The organism is Pseudomonas arcuscaelestis, assembly GCF_016881005.1.
Classification (GTDB): Bacteria; Pseudomonadota; Gammaproteobacteria; order Pseudomonadales; family Pseudomonadaceae; genus Aquipseudomonas; species Aquipseudomonas arcuscaelestis.
In genome coordinates this window covers 128,105-144,591 of sequence record NZ_JACOPV010000008.1, presented here as the reverse complement: position 1 = coordinate 144,591, position 16,487 = coordinate 128,105, and the positions used below count along the sequence as shown (strand labels likewise).

At 56.0% G+C, this 16,487-nt stretch carries 27 protein-coding genes; 13 read left to right on the top strand and 14 right to left on the bottom strand.

The features are described from left to right. Positions 1-3: 3 nt before the first annotated feature. From H8F21_RS14185 to H8F21_RS14175, 3 genes are all read left to right on the top strand, one after another. Entirely contained in the window at positions 4-651 is a 648-nt protein-coding gene (locus H8F21_RS14185) for a hypothetical protein (RefSeq protein WP_203584649.1), read from the top strand. A gap of 71 nt (positions 652-722) precedes the next feature. After that, positions 723-1,232, top strand: coding sequence for a hypothetical protein (locus tag H8F21_RS14180; protein WP_203584648.1), 510 nt, complete (start codon positions 723-725; stop codon positions 1,230-1,232). A gap of 526 nt (positions 1,233-1,758) precedes the next feature. Next, positions 1,759-2,817: a hypothetical protein gene (locus tag H8F21_RS14175; RefSeq protein WP_203584647.1), complete on the top strand. Its 1,059-nt coding sequence runs from the start codon at positions 1,759-1,761 to the stop codon at positions 2,815-2,817. 81 nt (positions 2,818-2,898) lie between these two features. On the opposite strand, the gene H8F21_RS14170 is transcribed toward H8F21_RS14175, so the two are convergent. From H8F21_RS14170 to H8F21_RS14155, 4 genes are all read right to left on the bottom strand, one after another. Next, positions 2,899-3,267 carry a hypothetical protein gene (locus tag H8F21_RS14170; protein WP_203584646.1) on the bottom strand — a complete coding sequence of 123 codons (369 nt, stop codon included), beginning with the start codon at positions 3,265-3,267 and terminating at the stop codon, positions 2,899-2,901. Between the two features lie 418 nt (positions 3,268-3,685). Next, positions 3,686-3,889: a hypothetical protein gene (locus H8F21_RS14165; RefSeq protein ID WP_203584645.1), complete on the bottom strand. Its 204-nt coding sequence runs from the start codon at positions 3,887-3,889 to the stop codon at positions 3,686-3,688. Between the two features lie 138 nt (positions 3,890-4,027). After that, positions 4,028-4,510 (bottom strand): ParB/RepB/Spo0J family partition protein, encoded by a 483-nt coding sequence (locus H8F21_RS14160; RefSeq protein ID WP_268963066.1) that lies wholly within the window; start codon positions 4,508-4,510, stop codon positions 4,028-4,030. A 78-nt stretch (positions 4,511-4,588) separates the two neighbouring features. After that, on the bottom strand, positions 4,589-4,840 hold the full coding sequence (locus H8F21_RS14155; RefSeq protein ID WP_203584643.1) for a hypothetical protein: 252 nt from the start codon (positions 4,838-4,840) through the stop codon (positions 4,589-4,591). A 475-nt stretch (positions 4,841-5,315) separates the two neighbouring features. On the opposite strand from H8F21_RS14155, the gene H8F21_RS14150 reads away from it, so the two are divergent. Together H8F21_RS14150 and H8F21_RS14145 are read left to right on the top strand one after the other, a co-directional pair. Beyond that, on the top strand, positions 5,316-6,293 hold the full coding sequence (locus H8F21_RS14150; protein ID WP_328824476.1) for a class I SAM-dependent methyltransferase: 978 nt from the start codon (positions 5,316-5,318) through the stop codon (positions 6,291-6,293). A 94-nt stretch (positions 6,294-6,387) separates the two neighbouring features. Continuing rightward, complete coding sequence (locus H8F21_RS14145) at positions 6,388-6,648, top strand: hypothetical protein (protein WP_203584642.1); 261 nt, start codon at positions 6,388-6,390, stop codon at positions 6,646-6,648. Between the two features lie 33 nt (positions 6,649-6,681). On the opposite strand, the gene H8F21_RS14140 is transcribed toward H8F21_RS14145, so the two are convergent. Then, positions 6,682-7,662 carry a hypothetical protein gene (locus H8F21_RS14140; RefSeq protein ID WP_203584641.1) on the bottom strand — a complete coding sequence of 327 codons (981 nt, stop codon included), beginning with the start codon at positions 7,660-7,662 and terminating at the stop codon, positions 6,682-6,684. A 467-nt stretch (positions 7,663-8,129) separates the two neighbouring features. Here H8F21_RS14140 and parS point away from each other — a divergent pair, with 467 nt between their 5' ends. Next, positions 8,130-8,579, top strand: a complete 450-nt coding sequence (gene parS, locus H8F21_RS14135; RefSeq protein WP_236043018.1) for a type II RES/Xre toxin-antitoxin system antitoxin — start codon at positions 8,130-8,132, stop codon at positions 8,577-8,579. Continuing rightward, complete coding sequence (locus H8F21_RS14130) at positions 8,579-9,076, top strand: RES family NAD+ phosphorylase (protein ID WP_203584639.1); 498 nt, start codon at positions 8,579-8,581, stop codon at positions 9,074-9,076. Before parS ends, H8F21_RS14130 begins: the two co-directional genes overlap by 1 nt. A 111-nt stretch (positions 9,077-9,187) precedes the next feature. On the opposite strand, the gene H8F21_RS14125 is transcribed toward H8F21_RS14130, so the two are convergent. From H8F21_RS14125 to H8F21_RS14105, 5 genes are all read right to left on the bottom strand, one after another. Beyond that, positions 9,188-9,424, bottom strand: coding sequence for a hypothetical protein (locus tag H8F21_RS14125; protein ID WP_203584638.1), 237 nt, complete (start codon positions 9,422-9,424; stop codon positions 9,188-9,190). Positions 9,425-9,700: 276 nt separating this feature from the next. Continuing rightward, positions 9,701-10,297, bottom strand: coding sequence for a hypothetical protein (locus H8F21_RS14120; protein ID WP_203584637.1), 597 nt, complete (start codon positions 10,295-10,297; stop codon positions 9,701-9,703). Between the two features lie 4 nt (positions 10,298-10,301). Continuing rightward, positions 10,302-10,493 carry a hypothetical protein gene (locus H8F21_RS14115; RefSeq protein ID WP_203584636.1) on the bottom strand — a complete coding sequence of 64 codons (192 nt, stop codon included), beginning with the start codon at positions 10,491-10,493 and terminating at the stop codon, positions 10,302-10,304. A 15-nt stretch (positions 10,494-10,508) separates the two neighbouring features. After that, a complete protein-coding gene (locus H8F21_RS14110; protein ID WP_203584635.1) occupies positions 10,509-10,727 on the bottom strand; it encodes a hypothetical protein in 219 nt (72 codons plus the stop codon). A gap of 15 nt (positions 10,728-10,742) precedes the next feature. Beyond that, positions 10,743-10,904, bottom strand: a complete 162-nt coding sequence (locus H8F21_RS14105) for a hypothetical protein (protein ID WP_203584634.1) — start codon at positions 10,902-10,904, stop codon at positions 10,743-10,745. Positions 10,905-11,203: 299 nt separating this feature from the next. Here H8F21_RS14105 and H8F21_RS14100 point away from each other — a divergent pair, with 299 nt between their 5' ends. The 3 genes from H8F21_RS14100 to H8F21_RS14090 all read left to right on the top strand — a co-directional run bounded on the left by H8F21_RS14100 (position 11,204) and on the right by H8F21_RS14090 (position 12,909). Further along, positions 11,204-11,467: a hypothetical protein gene (locus H8F21_RS14100; protein ID WP_203584633.1), complete on the top strand. Its 264-nt coding sequence runs from the start codon at positions 11,204-11,206 to the stop codon at positions 11,465-11,467. 255 nt (positions 11,468-11,722) lie between these two features. Further along, positions 11,723-12,304, top strand: coding sequence for a hypothetical protein (locus tag H8F21_RS14095; protein WP_203584632.1), 582 nt, complete (start codon positions 11,723-11,725; stop codon positions 12,302-12,304). 191 nt (positions 12,305-12,495) lie between these two features. Further along, a complete protein-coding gene (locus H8F21_RS14090) occupies positions 12,496-12,909 on the top strand; it encodes a hypothetical protein (protein ID WP_203584631.1) in 414 nt (137 codons plus the stop codon). A 331-nt stretch (positions 12,910-13,240) separates the two neighbouring features. On the opposite strand, the gene H8F21_RS14085 is transcribed toward H8F21_RS14090, so the two are convergent. After that, positions 13,241-13,498, bottom strand: coding sequence for a hypothetical protein (locus tag H8F21_RS14085; RefSeq protein WP_203584630.1), 258 nt, complete (start codon positions 13,496-13,498; stop codon positions 13,241-13,243). Between the two features lie 438 nt (positions 13,499-13,936). After that, a complete protein-coding gene (locus H8F21_RS14080) occupies positions 13,937-14,107 on the bottom strand; it encodes a hypothetical protein (protein WP_203584629.1) in 171 nt (56 codons plus the stop codon). A 418-nt stretch (positions 14,108-14,525) separates the two neighbouring features. On the opposite strand from H8F21_RS14080, the gene H8F21_RS14075 reads away from it, so the two are divergent. The 3 genes from H8F21_RS14075 to H8F21_RS14065 all read left to right on the top strand — a co-directional run bounded on the left by H8F21_RS14075 (position 14,526) and on the right by H8F21_RS14065 (position 15,850). Next, positions 14,526-14,951 (top strand): hypothetical protein, encoded by a 426-nt coding sequence (locus tag H8F21_RS14075; RefSeq protein WP_203584628.1) that lies wholly within the window; start codon positions 14,526-14,528, stop codon positions 14,949-14,951. 177 nt (positions 14,952-15,128) lie between these two features. After that, a complete protein-coding gene (locus H8F21_RS14070) occupies positions 15,129-15,449 on the top strand; it encodes a hypothetical protein (RefSeq protein WP_203584627.1) in 321 nt (106 codons plus the stop codon). Positions 15,450-15,604: 155 nt separating this feature from the next. Continuing rightward, entirely contained in the window at positions 15,605-15,850 is a 246-nt protein-coding gene (locus tag H8F21_RS14065) for a hypothetical protein (protein WP_203584626.1), read from the top strand. Positions 15,851-15,943: 93 nt separating this feature from the next. On the opposite strand, the gene H8F21_RS14060 is transcribed toward H8F21_RS14065, so the two are convergent. Both H8F21_RS14060 and H8F21_RS14055 read right to left on the bottom strand, forming a co-directional pair. Continuing rightward, a complete protein-coding gene (locus H8F21_RS14060) occupies positions 15,944-16,168 on the bottom strand; it encodes a hypothetical protein (RefSeq protein ID WP_203584625.1) in 225 nt (74 codons plus the stop codon). A 2-nt stretch (positions 16,169-16,170) separates the two neighbouring features. Further along, positions 16,171-16,380, bottom strand: a complete 210-nt coding sequence (locus H8F21_RS14055; protein WP_203584624.1) for a hypothetical protein — start codon at positions 16,378-16,380, stop codon at positions 16,171-16,173. Positions 16,381-16,487: the final 107 nt, after the last annotated feature.

Genomic DNA, 16,487 nt, shown 5'->3' with positions numbered 1-16,487 from the left:
ACCATGAACCCAGCATTCCAAGAAGCCCTCGCCGCCCGCCTCCTTTGGGTTGATGTCGTAGCCCTTGAGAGCATCGAAGGATGTGAGGCCCGGACTGAGGCGGCGCTGCAAGCCGCATACGACGCAGTCCACGCGCTGGCCTCGAACGACGTCCTAACCTACCGCCACTACGGCCCGCGGGCGCCTCTGCTGCTACAGGACGTGCCCGAGCTGGCTGACCAGTACAACCTGGCCCACGAACTGTACACAGAACTCTATTTTACCAACTACCAAAACGGGTCGATCGGCACGCTGTCCGAGCACTGGCTAAAGCCAGGGGTACCGCTGGCGCAGCCCTACAGCCAGTGGCTAGCGGCGGTAACCACTCATATCGCCCAACTCATGGGCGTCACGTGCTCTCAAGCATCAGATGCAACTTCAGGGCAAACGAAGTGCCTGCTTCTGGCCTGGGGCCGTGGAGAGCCTGTTCAGGAATCGGCTGTAGCAGTTCTCGAAGCGTACGAATGCCTGAAGGAGTGGGAGAAGGAGCTCGAGGAAGAGGAAGCCCACCGCAAGCATCTGGAGGACTTAGCTGACACCTACAACTCGATTGAAGCCGAGTTATGGGCTGGCTGGCGCGAGGATTGTTCCGATATGGGTATGGCTGCTTAATCACTTATGCCCTCCGGGGTGCGTGGGCCCACCCCGGTAACTGGGACACTTTCCATTTGAGGTTACAAACGATGACCCCCGACCCAGGCTATTCAATGTCGGCTGATCAGGCCGCCTTCATTTCTGAGCTAACGGGCATGAGCGCCGGCGATCGTGGGCAGGCGCTGACCGCCTACGCGGAGCAGTACGGGCAAGCTCACCTTGTGTCCTTGTTCACACAGTTCATCGGGATGGCCAACTCAGTCGTCGAGAACTGCGCCGCGATGACCGACCTAGTGCTGATCACTGAAATGGGCATGCACCCGGACAGGTTCGACAGTATCAACCTACCCACCATTGCCGGAGCCTGCCAGGGTGTTGCGTTGGCCGCCCAGGCGGATCCTGCCGGGGCATGTGAAGGATGTGCCTACAGACTGGGCACCATGGCCAACCAATCGCCTATGGCGACCTCTGACGCGTCCTACATGGCCATTGAGCCCCGTGGGTTCATGTGCCACGCCGAGGTCGATGAGTGCGGCAGACCGTTGAAAGTCTGTGTTGGACACGCAAAGGCATGGAAGGCTGCTCAGGCCGCAGAGTAGTAATGCAGGCCTTGGGGCCCCTCAGCACATGACGTTTCTGCCGTCGACGTGACAAGGGCAAGTGCATTTCTTGAAACGCTCGAGGCTCTTCTCTGGCCACCCATCTTCGAGGAGTTCCTTTGCAAGGCTGTCGAGCCGTTCCTGATCAACCTTGCTCTCATCAGGCTTGAACTTCAGGCGCTCAGCGCCACAGCATCCCATCATTTCACTCACCACTCTTAGAGGCCAGGCATCAGCCAGGGATATCCCAAATGCCTAGGCCCGGGATGTTACGTTCAAAGTATAACGTCCTGGCAGTCGTGCTCCATCCGATTGAGCACGTTGGTTTTGCCTGAACGCGAATTGGGTCCCTCAGCCAGGCGCGCGAGTTATGCAGCCGGGCTGCCATTCAGGTCCAAACAGAGGGCCTGTAAGGCCCCAAGACGACCACGAAAAGTTGAGAAGAGGGTGCTTCTGGCACAAGCCTATCGCCGTGACACTGAGCCCATCGAAACACAGCATCTTAGCCTTTCAAGGAGCTACACACATGAGCGCTACAGTATCCACCGGCAAGTTGGTAGGCGCATTCCGCGGCCCCAATGGTCAGCTCTGCTACGTCATGTTTGAGCGGACCTATGAAAAGAACTGCTACCCGCACACCCCACGCTGGAGTGCCCTCATGATTGGAGACCTCGCTTCGACCATGAAAGCAATCTTTCGCTCTGCTGCTGCCTGTGAGGGTGGCTCGCTGCAGGGGGCTGGCGGCCGTAGCATCACCCCTGAGAACTACATCCGCGGCTGGTTGCGGGAGCTTGAGAGCCCGGTTCAGATGGCTGACCGGGAGATCGAGCTGCAGATCAAGGATACCTTCCAGGCACCAATCACACAGGGGGACTTTGTCCGGGTAAAAGACGCATTGCTGAAGCTGGGCAACCAAGATATGGTTGAAAGCCTTGAAGCCGGTGAATCCGTGACGGTCTCCCTGCACCGTGACTGCGAGATTCTTAGCGAGATCTATGACGGCCGGCACACCGGTGCGTGGCGCGTGATCCCATCCTATGATGCGCCAGTCAACGGCTTGCGTAACCTGGACCTTGGATACATCCCCAAGAAAGCCAAAGCCTCCCAGGTACCGGTACCACGCTTCATGAAGGTTCACGAGAAGGACGACAACGTACTGATACAGGGTTCGGATGGAAGCTGGACCTGCGCTGGCTGGGCTTACAGTATCCTATCGGAGTATGTGGTCGGCCTCTGGCAGGACGAATTGAGTGAGCCTGGCTGCTACCGCAGTCGCCTGAAGGCGCTCCGTAATGCCGTTCAGACTGCAACCTGTATCGACAGAAAGAGCGTAACCGTTGTCGTAGACACCCTCGTTCCTCTTGAGCACCATCAGCGGAGAAACGTAGAAGGCAGTTCAAAGAAGGTTGCCCATACCCGGGTCGGCAGCGAACTGCGCTTCAACATGCCCGAAGCACTCGACGAGCTCTACTATGTCACTCGACTGCCGGCGGAGTGCACTACATGGGTCATCGGGGACAGCAAGCCAGTGATGCGCGCTGCTGTAGTGAGCACACCGCCCGCGCAATTGAGTCTACTGGGCTGACTTGATCAACCTGGCGGCCGCAGCTAGCCCACCAGCCCGGTACCGACCGGGCTGTTCTGCACCCAAACCCGCTTTTCGAGCTCAGTTCACTTGCGTGGCTGGGCAAGGAACAATCCTGTCCACGACATTCAATTTTGGCTCGCCGGGCCCTTTTGGAACACCTGCAATAGAGCTAGTCGATTCTGTGCAGATACCATTCGCCATCGTTACGACTGTGCCAACCCAAACCCGACCTTGATCTATCGACACGCTATTCTGGACGTCTTGGTAGGTGCCGAATTTTTTGGCCAATCCGATCTGCTCGGGAGACATCCCTTCGGATCCTGGCGCAATATGCTTGATATACAAAACGTCGTGACCTGTTTTGGACAAGACTGATGGCTCCGCGTTGGCGATGCCGACGTTCGCCAGCAGGAGGATGGCCGCAGTGCCGAGTGAAGCAATTCTCATAACTGGATCCCTAGATGTTCTGAAAGTGGATTCGAATCCTACATCCATCCAATCGCCGCACCACCTTCAGGCCGGTATTTCCACGATGATCGGGCTCGTGGCTTCGAGGCTGCCGACTGCCGGCTGGGCTCACGACCTTTGCTACTCTGATCGGCCAGAAGGCCTTAGCAGCGACCACTTGGGATGCACGCCCTTTGAGCAATGCCACCACGTGCTTGCCAGAGCCCACCCATAACAAGCCGTGGCCAGGCAGAAAATACCTGTGACTGCGGCAATCCATGGCGCAAAAGGGTCAGTGTCGAGTAGCGCATATACACATGCACCACCACAAAGCAAAGCAACAAGCAGAACCGCTATGGTGTATCGGCCCAAACCATCAGGCACGGCGGACTTTTCAGCCTTCATTTCTCAATTCCTATCACTTGATGAAGCGTTTCCAGGCATCAGGAACAGGCCGAACGTCCCGGGCAATTTTCGCCCAGAGAAGCAGAGAAAAGACCCCAAATCCAACAAGCCAACCCATCTGGTCTTCCAGCCCGGTCGCAAGGAACAGGTAATACCCTATTACAAGTAGCACTACCGATAGAGCCAAGCCCAACGTGAAGGCGAGGATGGATTTCATGAAACACGTCCTTAACTCAGGAGAGACGAAAGTGAGCGATACGCACTGGCCCGATCCCGGTGGATTAGCCAGTCACGAGTCGCCCACCACAGAAACTGTTCAGTATTGTTGCTCTCAGGTTGTTCTACTTGGCCCATATCACGGCTCTTCCCGGCTGTTGATGCTGCAACTGGACAACAACGCATCAAGGCGGCTTTGAAACTCCGGATTAGCAGCTACGAGGCCGCGAAGCTCAGGTAACCGTTCAATAACGGTCTCTTCTGCTACCTCCCCAAACTCGGCGACCAGGCTTTCAAGACCTGAAAAGGCTTCTTCAGGCGCAATGGATTCACGAGTCATGTTGAGCATGAGGGATACCGTGGCCTCAGTATGGTCATCGAACTCCACGACTCGAATAGGAACTATGTCCATGCCAAGCTTCTGAGCAGCAAGCCAACGAACCTCGCCACCACCTTCGATGATTTGATAGCGGTCGCCGACGCGGTTAACCAGGAGAGGCTCCAGGATTCCTAAACTACGGATGCTTTCGGCCATAGCGTCGACTTGTGCCTGGCTGGGAGCTGTAGGCCTCGAACCGCTTTGCACGAGCTTGTTAGTCTGGGTTGCGGTTGGGGTGCTCATGTAAGACTTGCCTCATTTGAACGAAGGGGCAGAAAATATTCGTGCCCAGTCAAGGGCCAAAGTGTGCAGCGTGAGTCATTATACGTCGTCGCGCATACGAGCAGTCGGGGACCGCCATGCATCGCGTGCCTGATCCGCCTCATCTTCGAGCAGGCGTTTGGTGTCCTCGTCAATTAGCCTCTCGAAAGCTAGCGCGGCCACATATCCTGACGCCCAAACCCAATGATGATTCATGTCTACCGCCGCGAGCGCTGTGCTGATGGCATGAATCTGTACGCGCGCACGTTCAAGGGTCTTCGGGTGGTTCTGCTCAATCTGGATCAGAGTCATGACGGTCCTTTCCGTGATCATTCGTGCCGCGGGAATCACTGGTAACCAGCATAACGGCAGGTCGTGAAATCCCAAGCGGCCCCAATAGCGAGATATTAAGCCTCGCGCTTAGGTTTGGTTTCGGAACTTGGGGAACCTGCCGAGGTACGTTCCTCCCCTGAAGCATTCAACACTGGTTCGCAGCGCGATATCGGCGTCCTCATTCCCGATCCCTGGCATTCAATGCCAACGAGCTTCGCGTACTTGCGCATTCACCGTACCGTTGCCGGCGAGGACTCTGTCAGTACCAACCAGATAAATCAAACCAAAATCTATGCTTCAAATTCATAAGGGATGCCCCGCTCTCTCTGCCATCGTCCTGTATTTATCCTGCGCTGGGTGCTAGTGGCACGCCCTGTACCACCCCACAATCCTCCCATCAGAACTACCAGCACAATCATTTAGTTATCTGCCGAGGCGGGTTAAGGAAATCCAGGTGGCAAAGCTTTCCAAGGTCGCGGCTAAGCTGCATCAACAAGCCCTCGATCTAGTCTATTCCGACAAGCCCCTGCGCCTGGACGACCGCTATTTCATCCTGGAAAACTTTCACGAGTCCGCGACGAACATGAATGGTCTCGCTGGCGCCTTCTTCACACCTGAGGGCCTGGCCAACGACTTCTCCATTGAGGTGCCTGAGTGCAAATCGCTGATCGACCTTTGCGCCGGCATCGGCCGGCTGGCATTTGCGTGCCGGGAGCGTGCAGAACGCATCGTCTGTGTTGAGCTAAACCCAGAGTACGCCGCGGTAGGAAAGCGCGTCATGCCAGAAGCGGAGTGGATCGTCAGCGATGTCTTTGCGCTCGGTGATCTTGGTCGCTTCAACGTGGCGATATCGAATCCGCCGTTCGGGGCGGTAAAGACCGGCCACGCATTCAACGGCAGATACACCGGCGCAAGCTTCGAGTACAAGCTGATCGAGGTGGCCAGCAAGATTGCTGATCACGGCGTCTTCATCATTCCCCAAGCGTCCGCGCCCTTCCGCTACTCGGGTCAACCGAATTTCCGTGTTGAGATCACCCGGGAGTGCCAGAAGTTCATGGATCAATCCGGAGTGCTCCTCGAGCATAATTGCGGCCTTGACACCTCCGCATACCTGGACGAGTGGCATGGCGTTAGCCCCATGTGCGAGATTGTCTTGTGTGATTTCACTCAACCTCACAGTGAGGAGATAGAAGTACCTGTGCTGATGGTGGACAGCGAGTCGGTAAGGCACTCAGCACCGGTCTGCCTGGAACCAGTCGCAGAGCCAGCGGGACAAGTGATGGCCGCCGTGCTGGAATGCCCTGCGCGAGAGCCAGAACCAGAGCCTGAGCCGGTACCGGTACCGGTACCGGTACCGGCCAGAGCAGAACGCACAAAGATAAAAGCAGCCACTCCTGGATATTCGCAGCTCTCCCTTTTCGATGCCGCTTAAACCTGACCAAGCTTACCCGGCCGGCAGCCTCCTATCCCGTGGGTGCGCTGCACCCATGTATCATGCTGGAAAGACAATCACTCCGAGATACCCCATGCGCTGGACACTTCTTGGTCTCACCTTGCTGGCCACACTCGCCCAGGCCGATACCACCGATTGTTACTCGATCAGGGACAAGGATAAGCAGCGTTACTGCTTAGCCTCTGCAAAGGGTGATCAATCCAGGTGCTACTCCATTCGCGAGCACGACTCCAAGCAGCTCTGCTTGGCCGAGATCAAAGGCAATCGATCCAGCTGCTACAGCATCAAGGATAAAGACACCCAGCGGTTGTGCCTGGCCAAGGTGCCCAGGTAACGTTCCTGGGCACCTCAAGACCGGGTAAGGAACTCAGCCTTTCGGGCAACTGCAGCTGATCAAGTTCGCAGCTCCGGCCGCGTAGAGATCGCCACACTTAGGGCAAAGTTTCACAAGAGGGAGCCGTTCGACCGGATGCCCCAGCAGCTCAGGCAGGGTTCGTTTCCGGAAGCCTGATACCTCTCTGCGGATGTCACCAATGGCTTTGACATCGGACCAGGCCGGGGTCGAGGTCGTAGAATTCAGCGAATAGACACCAGAGACTACCGTATATGAGATCGGGCTCTCACTATCGCTGCGGTGCTGCAGCAATACGAACCCAACGCCTATTTCTGTACGTGGGTTTACGCCCCCAGGAACCCAGTCGTCCGAGGGCTGCCAGGTGTGAAAGCCGACATCCGCCAAGGAAGGGATTGCCTCATTCATAAAGGCGCTCGGGTAGCACCAAATCCAGGTTGGAGCACTACTGATGAACTCGGCAACAGTGCGGACGCCACGGCCGACGTCGACCAACTGGTTTCTCATCAACCTCAGGTGCCCGGCAAGCGTTGAGGCCGGCAGCTCAGGAAGTCTCTTCGCCATGATCTCTGCGCTGGCCAGACTCGTTGGTCCATTCCCTTCCGCGCTGAGGATCTTGAAGATCATTTCCCGGCTATGCGTGAAAGCATCATCAAAAAGGATCCGCAGCGCTTGCACGCGTAACGGGTAGTGATAGGTCAATAAGTCCCTGACGAGAAGAGTGAGGAACTTTGACTCCTCAGCGTCCACACCCAACAGACTTGAGATGCGGGCTCTCAGCATACCCAGTTGGAAATACGGCTTAGCGCCGTTGACGTATTGCTCATTGAACGGTTCAAACGGCACCCCATACTGGGCGATGGACTCGTGAGACCAGAAACCGTAAGCGGCCGCCAGGAGCTGGTAGCTGATGGTTGGTTTGAGCGCGACGCCACGCTTGGCAAATTCGGTGATGAGCAGCCTGGATGCAGGCTTGAGCAGATCTTTCGCGGGCATGACTAATCCTCTGGCCAATGCAGATGTGTCGTTTTTATCCGCCTTATACGACCTGCATTGATTGACGATTAATCAGAACAAGATGCAAATCACGCTTCGCTTTGCGGCGGTGGTCGGTGGGAAGCCTGGCCACCCTAGCAAACTTGAAAGCCCCTCGCAAATGGGCCATGGGGCAATTCCCCTACTCGAACCCCATCCAAGGACTTGAACATCTGCGGCGCAATTAAACGTCCGGATCAGTATTAGCTTAGCCAAATAGCCATCACCCGCGCGCTCGGACCCCAATACGCAGTTGATTCCCTATTGGCGTAAAAGGTCCTTCTTTTCCATTCGGATCTTACTCAGTGGCGGCTTAGCGGCGTCAGCCATTTCCACTGGCACTCAACCGGCCAGGCGGCCTGAAATTGGCACGCACCGTAAATTGGCGTTATCATTAATGCCAAATGGCAAAGAGCTTCGGAGGCGACATGAAAAGCGCGGCTCATTCAAGCAACATCACTATGGTTACCCTCCTACTTCATGACCGGGGCATTGACGACCGCATGGACGTTTACCGGGCAATTGTTGAGGGCTTTAGCCTTCGCTCTGTGCTGGCCATGATCAATTCTTCGGAGGTCTACAAGCGCGGCGGCGTCTTATCGAAAATTGTGGGCACCTCCGAGCGGACACTCGCCCGACGGATGAAGGAGCCAGACAAGCCCCTCACTGCTGAGCAAAGCTCGAGAGCACTCTACTACGCCGAGGTAATGGAAAAGGCGACAGAGGTCCTGGGCACTCGCGCGCTTGCAGAAGAGTGGATTGAGAAACCTGCCATAGGCCTTGACGGTGAAGCACCGATCAACCTGATTGCCAACGCAGTGGGCTATGAGCTGGTCAGCGACTATCTCACCAGGTTGGACCACGGGGTCTATTGCTGATGCCGAAACACCCTATGAGCAGTGAGGTTCATTTCTGGCGTCTGGATTCGAAGCGATATGCCCATTCTTGGGATCATGGGATTGGTGCTGAAAAGGGTGGCGGCCGCTGGAACCCCAAGGGTCTAGCGGTCGTTTATGCCAGCCTTGATGCATCGACCGCGATCCTAGAGGTCGCGGTTCACAAAGGGTTTGGCGCGCTGGATGCTCTACCCCACGTCCTTACCCAAGTCAGAATCACTGACCCTTCGAAGATACACATCCTCGACACCAGTGCTATCTCCAACTCGAACTGGCTTATCCCCGGCACTCCCAGCCAAAGCCAGCAGCTCTATGGCGCGGAACTACTGAGTGAGCACCCCTTTGTGGTGATCCCGTCGAGCGTCTCTCGGCATAGCTGGAATGTGGTGATGAATCCAGCGCTGGCGCGGGGACTCTACGAGGTGGTGCTCCAGGAGCCGTTCGCTCTCGACGGCCGGCTACACCCTCCCCTCCACTGATTCATCACCTGCCCGTGGCATGGGCGCGCCATCAGATGCGATGGTGGCCTACCTACAAAGGCCCAGGCAGCGGCTAACTCGCCAATGGGGCCTGTGCAGGGAAGCCCGGGGTCACCCCTCGCTGACTGCCGCTGCCCTGTTCGATGCGTTGTCTTGGGCTGACTTTCCCGATGCGTCTTTGCACTCAAGCGCCTGCTTCTGCCAATCCCCTGCAATCTCCTTCCAGGTATTGAGCTGGCTCTTGTAGGGGACACTGATCAGCAACATGCCCAGAATTATTCCTGCGCTTGCAGCCGCGGCGAGATGAAGCCAGCGCTTGCCCCTTTGCAATTCTTTGTTGCTGGTCATCTAAGTAGACTCCTCCGGGACTCCCTGGTGGGCCGATCTCCACATCCAATTGGAGCTCGTACCGATCTCAGCGCCCGAAAGATTAAGGCTACTGAGAACATCATCACACCTTGAATATGACGCCCTGGGTATCAACTTCCAGGTATCCGTTAGTATTCTTCAGAGTATTGGCCGTGAGTTCAGCCAGAGGTAAGGGTTTGTTAGCGTTTGACATTAGCCTGCTCTCAGCCAAGGTTTAATAGGTTGGTTTAGTGTAATAGGCGATTCAAGTAAGGACTAGAGGAGCTTGTTCGGTGACGGCCCCTTGTAGAAACCTTTGCTCGACGCCAGGATGTGTTTTGCATCCACCTCAATTGCGTCCCGAGCCTGGGGGCTCAAGTGGTGGCTGGCCGCCTCGTAGTAGGCGCCGTACATCTCGAGGCTACTGCGTGGGTAGGCGAGAACAGGCCAACGATTCCCGGCCTTACATAGGAGCTTTATAGCAGCCCAATAGAGCGCCAAGAAAAATGCCGGGATGCCAAACACAGGATTGTGCACGGCGACAAAATATTCCTTGTAGAGAGCTACGAACTCTCCAACTTCAGGTTTGCTTTCAAACTCAAAAAACCCCTGAAGAGCCCACGGCCGCACCTGCATTGCCATAACCGCCGCGGCTACTGCTGCAATCGACAGTAGGCCAACCTCCTTAGGTGACTGCGCGTGCAAGTCGTAACGTACGGAGAAGTACACCCGCATTAAGTGCCCACCAAATAGCCCCCAAAACATGGGTGCAGGGTTCTCCAGGCTGGACGTGTATGACGAGAGCAAAAAGTAAAGTCCCACGATGCAGATCAGGGAAATCACACACCAGGCTTGCTGTTGACGAGTCGACATATGGTCAGTCAATCCCGCGCTGGGCGTAACGCAGGCCAAATGCCCGCCCGCTAATCGCGGCAATGCCGCAAGCTAGCTTGCCATCAGCACACAGGACGTGAGCCATCTTGGCAAAGCGAGTGTCTGGACGCCGCCAAAAGCTGGCGTCTCGGAAGGCGGCCATCAAGACCGGTACAGGTGTGGCAGTCGTTGTCATAATTGTGCTTTCCGCTTACTCGTCTTCTACTTCTTCGAGCTGGCCGAAAAGCGGTATCTCAAGCAGATGGGTGTCTCCCGGCCGGGCAACCTCGTGAGCCCGGAGAATCCTCTGAGCCAATTCGATCGCTTGGTCTTTGGGGACTACCAAACGCACTGAGTCAGGGTAATAAGATTTTCCATCCAGCATCACTTGACCTTTCCCGACGGTGAACTCTTGGTCTTTGCATTGCATGATTCGCTTCCGTGATTATTTGATTATGAAGTGGACGGTCAGCGTTACGAGCGCCAACCATACTGATATCCCGGTGGCAACAACTGCCCCTCTAGCACCAATGACAAAGCCACAGATCGCAATTGCAAGCACCTGCAGCAATATCGCCCATGAGAAACCGTGCAACGTGATATCCATGTTCGATTCTCCGGTTACTTGATGAGGTGACGCTGAATGAACTGCGCTCGCCCGATGTAAGTGGTTCGCATGGTTCCCTCAGAGCCCCTCTGAAACATTCGGGATCAGCGCCTCATGGGTCTCTATGAACGCCAGCCAATGGTCACCCCTACCGGCGTGTGCCAGAAGCCCTTCGCACCTAATGTTAGGTTGAGGATACCGGCCAGGGGGCGATTCACAAAGTCACCGCAACGGCGGTACCGGGCATGAACGTACTAGAATGGGCATCCATGGATCGCTAAACGCAACCGAGACCAATCATGCGCTGGACACTACTCAGCCTCACCCTTCTGGCCGCCTTCGCCCAGGCCGACGCCAGCTGCAACTGCTATTCGATCAAGGACATGGACAAGCAACGCTACTGCCTGGCATCTGTGAAGGGTGATCCTTCGCGTTGCTACTCGATCCGCGCCCACGACGGAAAGCAACTGTGTCTGGCCGAGACCAAAGGCACTCGTTCTACCTGCTACAGCATTAAGGACAAGGACACCCAGCGCCTGTGCCTGGCCAATGTGCCGAGGTAAGGTAGGCGTGGTTTCTTGTTCGAACCTGAGGCTAGGGCCTAAATCGCGCGCCAGCCGTTTGGTACCACTCCCGAGCCCCGCCTCAATTCCGCCTTTCACGCCACGGTTCGCCTCCAGCCGACCCGGCCGACTGTCACACGAAAAAAGGACGACGGGTTTTGGATAGGGGGTTTCTAGCAACGCTTATACCATAGCGTCATCAATTACCCCGGCCCTTCGGATCGAATCTTTAGGGTCAATGATCTGGATGAAGTTATGGATCAAGAAACATACAAAACCCTGGCACTGATGTCGTCAGTAGGTTTTGTCGTATCGACGATCGCGTGTAGCTCGCCCCGGCTTGAAACGGCCGTAAAGGGCATTCTGGGTGCGATGTTCTCTGTCGTGGTTGCTATTGCGCTGGCCGTGACGAACTGGGAAGGGTTCAAACACGCTACTCACGTCGCGCTTCCTATTTATGCCATACCCATCGTGATCGGCTTGCTCTCGTGGTGGAGCCCCTTCGAACGCTACATGAACGCAAGGCAGTCAAGCGCGGAACCATCCCCAGGGGCTCATGGCAATGCTTATAGGCAGCATGGCCCTGCGCAGTCAGCAGATTACTACCGGCGTGAGGTCGTTGCCCTAGACAAAGTCATTCCTGGTGCATCGCAGATCCTGCCGGATCCATTTGTGCGAGAGCTCTGCGTGAACCTCTACTTCAACTGGCTAGTCACTTCGTTTGAACGTGGCGATGACTATCTGACTGTGACCCTAAGTCGGCGCGGCGATACGATGAGCAAGCGCTACCCCTGCCAGCCCCAGCTGGTCAGTGCGCTCACTCCTCCCCTGATCTGACTCCATCCAAACCCGAAGACGGAGACTGACGCTTAGCCGCAGTCGCGCCCATAAGCGAAACCGACCTTTACAGCTCCCTAATATCGGTTTCGCTAGTGGTTCTGGCACAGGCTGCCAGGCATCACTATCTGCATCCTCACCAAACCACTTGGATCGCCTGGCGCACAAGCCAGCCATCAAGGATGCCAGTCATGCTCAAAGCACTCTCTGCAGCTCTGACCGCAATGCTCCAGGACGAAAGCACCTTTGCCCGCGCTGAAGCCCTGTACGCAGAGACATTCAGGTCACCGCAGACGTTCACGGTTGCTGACGGCTTCTACGACCGGGAGTGTCTGGTCCAGTACCTTATGGAGCCCATCTACAAGCAAGTGTCGGCTGGAGACCAATCAGCGCCAGCGTATCTCTCTGAAGAAGAGCACGGTCTATGCATCGAGCCGGAGATCCTGAAGGCCGGCTGGACGGAAGAAGACGCTGAACGGTTCGTCGACCATGTGGAGTTCGTAGAGCTTTGTAACTACAAGGGCGAGGGTGAAGGCTTTGAATTGGCCTCCCGGGCAAAACACCTGAGAGTTTTTGTCAGCAAGTACGACTACCACGCGGCTTGATCATTCAGCAGGTCAACCTCATCGCTTTCCAGAGCAGGCCTTTCGATGAGTGAGTATCGTGAACAACCATCCGGTGGTGGGCTGGAAGTGTGCGTCGCTTCGGGGAGGGGTTGCCGGCGGCGGCACGTCACGCTCAATTAATCCTGTGAGGCGGCAATTCCAAGCAGTCTCAGGTGTTTCATACAGCTGTCGGTATTTGTAACCGGAGACTCCCTCTTCGAGGCCTAACAATCGTTCACCGTCCTCAAAATCGATTGTAAAAACCCGGTGCGACACGCTCTTACCCTTCCAGCGGTGCCCGCGCTGGACGGGCTTATGGTGTAACAAAGTTCTACTTGTATAGGCTTCGAAGAATTTGTGCTTCGGCGCTCTTGATGAAGTAATTCACGGAAAAGATGAACAACATCAATAATGTCGCCTTCAGCTGCCATTCAGCTGGTAGCACCCCAAACATACTGAGCACTGAAGTGACAGCCAGCACAATTGCCGGTAGAGAGAGGATAAAAGCAATTTTCCGGATCTTGTCCGCTTTACGTAGCTGCTGCGCGACATGTATGCCCTGGGGCTTATCTTGCTGATTCTCAATCATCACAACTTTCCGTCAACATCGGTTAATTTGGTGGGAATGTTCTGGTGGTCTGTATCCCGGCTGGCCTTATAACTCGTAGCCAGTCCCTATGGCTAGCGAGCAGCTCGATAAACATCTTTCAGCTGAATCGCAGCCAGGGCCTTCGCTCGCTCCGGACATGCATGCGCCCAGTACTCGTCTCTCTGCCAGGCCTTATCTGGGGAGCCGCAAACGGCTGCGGCACCAGGATCAGTTGCAAGCATTTCAGCGTGGCTTGGCATCAAGAACCACGCGGCGACCCCAACTACTAACGCAGCGCCATAGCATGAGATATCCAAAACCAACGTAGTCACCGTTTATTTGATCGTGTCAGTAAAACCCCAAAGCAGGCACGGGGCACGGCGGTGTGCCCGCAGCCCTATTCAGTATAACGACGCTGAACTGCCCGGCACCCTCATCTCAAAGGTCAACCAGCCCTACCTTAGAAGCCTTCCAGTGAATGAGGGCAATTACCGCGCCCATGACAAAAAAACCAGCCACAGGCTTTGGGCCAAGTAGGAACACCAAGACACCGGTGATCAGAAAGACCACGGCTGCTGCAAGGTGGAAATGCTGCGGCTTGAATCTCATTACACATCTGCTCCCCAGATGAGGCTTTGAACGGCAAAAGCACTTGCGCCGCAATAGGTCATGGATCTTTCCATCCGACAATGTCTGCACCCGGGCCGGCCGCAATTGCGGCAATTGTAAGTCAGGGATGTGGAAATTCGGTACCCCGGTTTTGACTTCCAGATCACCAATGCCGGATTTATAGTCAAAGGCTCCAGTCCCTGCTGGCGCTGAAGCTTGATGCTTCTGGCACGTTGGTTTGAACGATACGCTGACTACACCTCAAAGCACTCCCGGCGAACGCGCCGGGGCTGCGCGGGAAAGGACATTGACAATCACAGACGCCCTTCCTTGCCCAACCGGGCAGGGAACAAGGCTGGCGGCGCAGAGGCGCAGTCAGATTGCATATGGGGTACAGGTCTAAAGGGTGGGAAAGGCAATGAGCGACACGGAAACGTTCATCAAGGATGCCGCCAGCAGGGGGTGGTCCAGAAATGAGGTCTGCCGCGTCTTGGGTATCTCCTGGGGATCACTGCAGGCGATCCTGGAGATCATCCCGCCTCTCAACTGGGTGCCAGGCAACCAGTCGTTGAGTCGACGCCGCAGCAATGAGCAGCGCCGAGGCTTTTTCCCGCCGGCCGCACGAGCAGCACAGCTGGCTGCCATTGAGAAACGCCGGCAGGATTCGCTTCTCGAGGTCAGGGGAACCCGGGGCACCATGAAGGAGCTGGCCAAGGTGTGGGGAGTGAGCCCCAGCACCGTGCGTCGCCGCATGAACGATGGCCAATCCCTAGAACAAGCTTTGACCACTCCTCCGACTCCCCGCAATCTGCGGCGACAGGGATTAAAGGTGCAGGGATCCTAATTACAGGTGTTTTTGGTGGGGTTGCCTTGAAAAGGACCCACGTAGCCGTAATGCTATGTCTCGATTTAGAATCAAGCCGATCCAAAGTAGCTGCACTTGCCAATGCTGCGGCGGAAGTGATCGGCAATGGCCACCCTCCCCAACCAACTCAAATCTTGATTTCGGAACTGAAACTGAATGGAAGCGCCCTCTCGGCATTACCCAACACACCCTAACGCTTCCGCAACAACACCTGAACTGCAGGCTATTCGAAGAAAGGTCGACATCATTTCGATGACCTTCACTGTCGCAGCCTTTGCCCTGGGCATCGCAGCCTATCAATGGCCCTCCGCTCTCGGGCGCTTCATCGGCCTGATGGGGATGATTGCCTGCGTCTTCACAGCTACCTATTCCGTCGACCGCGGTGATGGGATTTCCAATCTGTTGCGCAAGAAGCGCTCTGGTACAGGCGCCCTCACACTCACTCCAGTTGTTCAACCATCCGAGCATGCTGCCTGACTGAATGCATAGCTGGTTCTGCGAGGGCGGGATCGTAGATTCCGCGCCTGGCAGCCATCATGCTGAAAAACGATACAGGGTTTTGGTTAGGAACAAAGCGGTACTCCTCTTAACATGGATTCGGTGTAATCCACCTAGACCAGAGGACCTTTCTCGTGACAACAGTTGAGCGCATCCGCAATCTCACCTACCGCCTGAGCAAAATCATTTGCTTAGTGATTTTTGCCAGCCTGATGATCTGGCTTTCTCCAGGCGCTGATTATCTTCGCAGCATTGGCCTTCAAAGTGACCTGATCCGCATGGTAATGCTCGGCGGCGCTGTGCTGCCGGCTTTGTTCGCTGCAGCAATCCTGCGAATGCTGATTGCTCCGCCAGCTCCTGAAGCAGGAAGCACCAACTAACGACGCCGAGAGTAGGCTGAGGCCAGGACACTGCTAGTCACCACCTACCGGGGCAGTGTCATCTGGTGTACCGGTGAGCTACAACTCCGCATCTCACTTTTCAGCGGGCGGTGTTCTACGCCATTTCCGCACTTGGCTTTCGAAGTGCTTCCGGGCGGTATTACCATTCCAGCAGGCCATAACAGACCGGCCATCCTCTGCAACCGAAACGATGCGCACCTTGAACACTGCCTGGCGGCGCATCGTCGTGTTACCCATTTTCTGCGAGACGACGTCGTAAACCACGTCGTCTGGTTTGAGCGCTGTGATGGCGACCACCGCTACACCCTCCTTGTCGGTGCACCTGCACGCAGAATTGCTTCAGCGTTAGCCTTCCGAGCCCGTGCATCCCTGAGCATTCGGGTCAGCTTGTCATGAGGGAGAGTGCCGGGTGTCAGGTTCTGCAGAGAACGCTCCAGGCGCGCGATTTCGTTCTGCGCCTCGGTACTAGATCCTTTTACCGCGCGGCGCTCGGCGGGCTTCATCTTCATGCTCATATCCATCTGATTGAGGCTGTATTGGGGAGTGACCTGACATGACGTTTGATTTCCCTATGACAGTAAGCTATCGCGGGCCATCGGTTCTCCAGGCCACTCCC

Bases quoted from the DNA above. Each gene is read 5' to 3' on its own strand.
- H8F21_RS14185 (WP_203584649.1), top strand. From the start codon at position 4: ATGAACCCAGCATTCCAAGAAGCCCTCGCCGCCCGCCTCCTTTGGGTT.
- H8F21_RS14180 (WP_203584648.1), top strand. From the start codon at position 723: ATGACCCCCGACCCAGGCTATTCAATGTCGGCTGATCAGGCCGCCTTC.
- H8F21_RS14175 (WP_203584647.1), top strand. From the start codon at position 1,759: ATGAGCGCTACAGTATCCACCGGCAAGTTGGTAGGCGCATTCCGCGGC.
- H8F21_RS14170 (WP_203584646.1), bottom strand. From the start codon at position 3,267: ATGAGAATTGCTTCACTCGGCACTGCGGCCATCCTCCTGCTGGCGAAC.
- H8F21_RS14165 (WP_203584645.1), bottom strand. From the start codon at position 3,889: ATGAAATCCATCCTCGCCTTCACGTTGGGCTTGGCTCTATCGGTAGTG.
- H8F21_RS14160 (WP_268963066.1), bottom strand. From the start codon at position 4,510: ATGAGCACCCCAACCGCAACCCAGACTAACAAGCTCGTGCAAAGCGGT.
- H8F21_RS14155 (WP_203584643.1), bottom strand. From the start codon at position 4,840: ATGACTCTGATCCAGATTGAGCAGAACCACCCGAAGACCCTTGAACGT.
- H8F21_RS14145 (WP_203584642.1), top strand. From the start codon at position 6,388: ATGCGCTGGACACTTCTTGGTCTCACCTTGCTGGCCACACTCGCCCAG.
- H8F21_RS14140 (WP_203584641.1), bottom strand. From the start codon at position 7,662: ATGCCCGCGAAAGATCTGCTCAAGCCTGCATCCAGGCTGCTCATCACC.
- parS (WP_236043018.1), top strand. From the start codon at position 8,130: ATGAAAAGCGCGGCTCATTCAAGCAACATCACTATGGTTACCCTCCTA.
- H8F21_RS14130 (WP_203584639.1), top strand. From the start codon at position 8,579: ATGCCGAAACACCCTATGAGCAGTGAGGTTCATTTCTGGCGTCTGGAT.
- H8F21_RS14125 (WP_203584638.1), bottom strand. From the start codon at position 9,424: ATGACCAGCAACAAAGAATTGCAAAGGGGCAAGCGCTGGCTTCATCTC.
- H8F21_RS14120 (WP_203584637.1), bottom strand. From the start codon at position 10,297: ATGTCGACTCGTCAACAGCAAGCCTGGTGTGTGATTTCCCTGATCTGC.
- H8F21_RS14115 (WP_203584636.1), bottom strand. From the start codon at position 10,493: ATGACAACGACTGCCACACCTGTACCGGTCTTGATGGCCGCCTTCCGA.
- H8F21_RS14110 (WP_203584635.1), bottom strand. From the start codon at position 10,727: ATGCAATGCAAAGACCAAGAGTTCACCGTCGGGAAAGGTCAAGTGATG.
- H8F21_RS14105 (WP_203584634.1), bottom strand. From the start codon at position 10,904: ATGGATATCACGTTGCACGGTTTCTCATGGGCGATATTGCTGCAGGTG.
- H8F21_RS14100 (WP_203584633.1), top strand. From the start codon at position 11,204: ATGCGCTGGACACTACTCAGCCTCACCCTTCTGGCCGCCTTCGCCCAG.
- H8F21_RS14095 (WP_203584632.1), top strand. From the start codon at position 11,723: ATGGATCAAGAAACATACAAAACCCTGGCACTGATGTCGTCAGTAGGT.
- H8F21_RS14090 (WP_203584631.1), top strand. From the start codon at position 12,496: ATGCTCAAAGCACTCTCTGCAGCTCTGACCGCAATGCTCCAGGACGAA.
- H8F21_RS14085 (WP_203584630.1), bottom strand. From the start codon at position 13,498: ATGATTGAGAATCAGCAAGATAAGCCCCAGGGCATACATGTCGCGCAG.
- H8F21_RS14080 (WP_203584629.1), bottom strand. From the start codon at position 14,107: ATGAGATTCAAGCCGCAGCATTTCCACCTTGCAGCAGCCGTGGTCTTT.
- H8F21_RS14075 (WP_203584628.1), top strand. From the start codon at position 14,526: ATGAGCGACACGGAAACGTTCATCAAGGATGCCGCCAGCAGGGGGTGG.
- H8F21_RS14070 (WP_203584627.1), top strand. From the start codon at position 15,129: ATGGAAGCGCCCTCTCGGCATTACCCAACACACCCTAACGCTTCCGCA.
- H8F21_RS14055 (WP_203584624.1), bottom strand. From the start codon at position 16,380: ATGAAGATGAAGCCCGCCGAGCGCCGCGCGGTAAAAGGATCTAGTACC.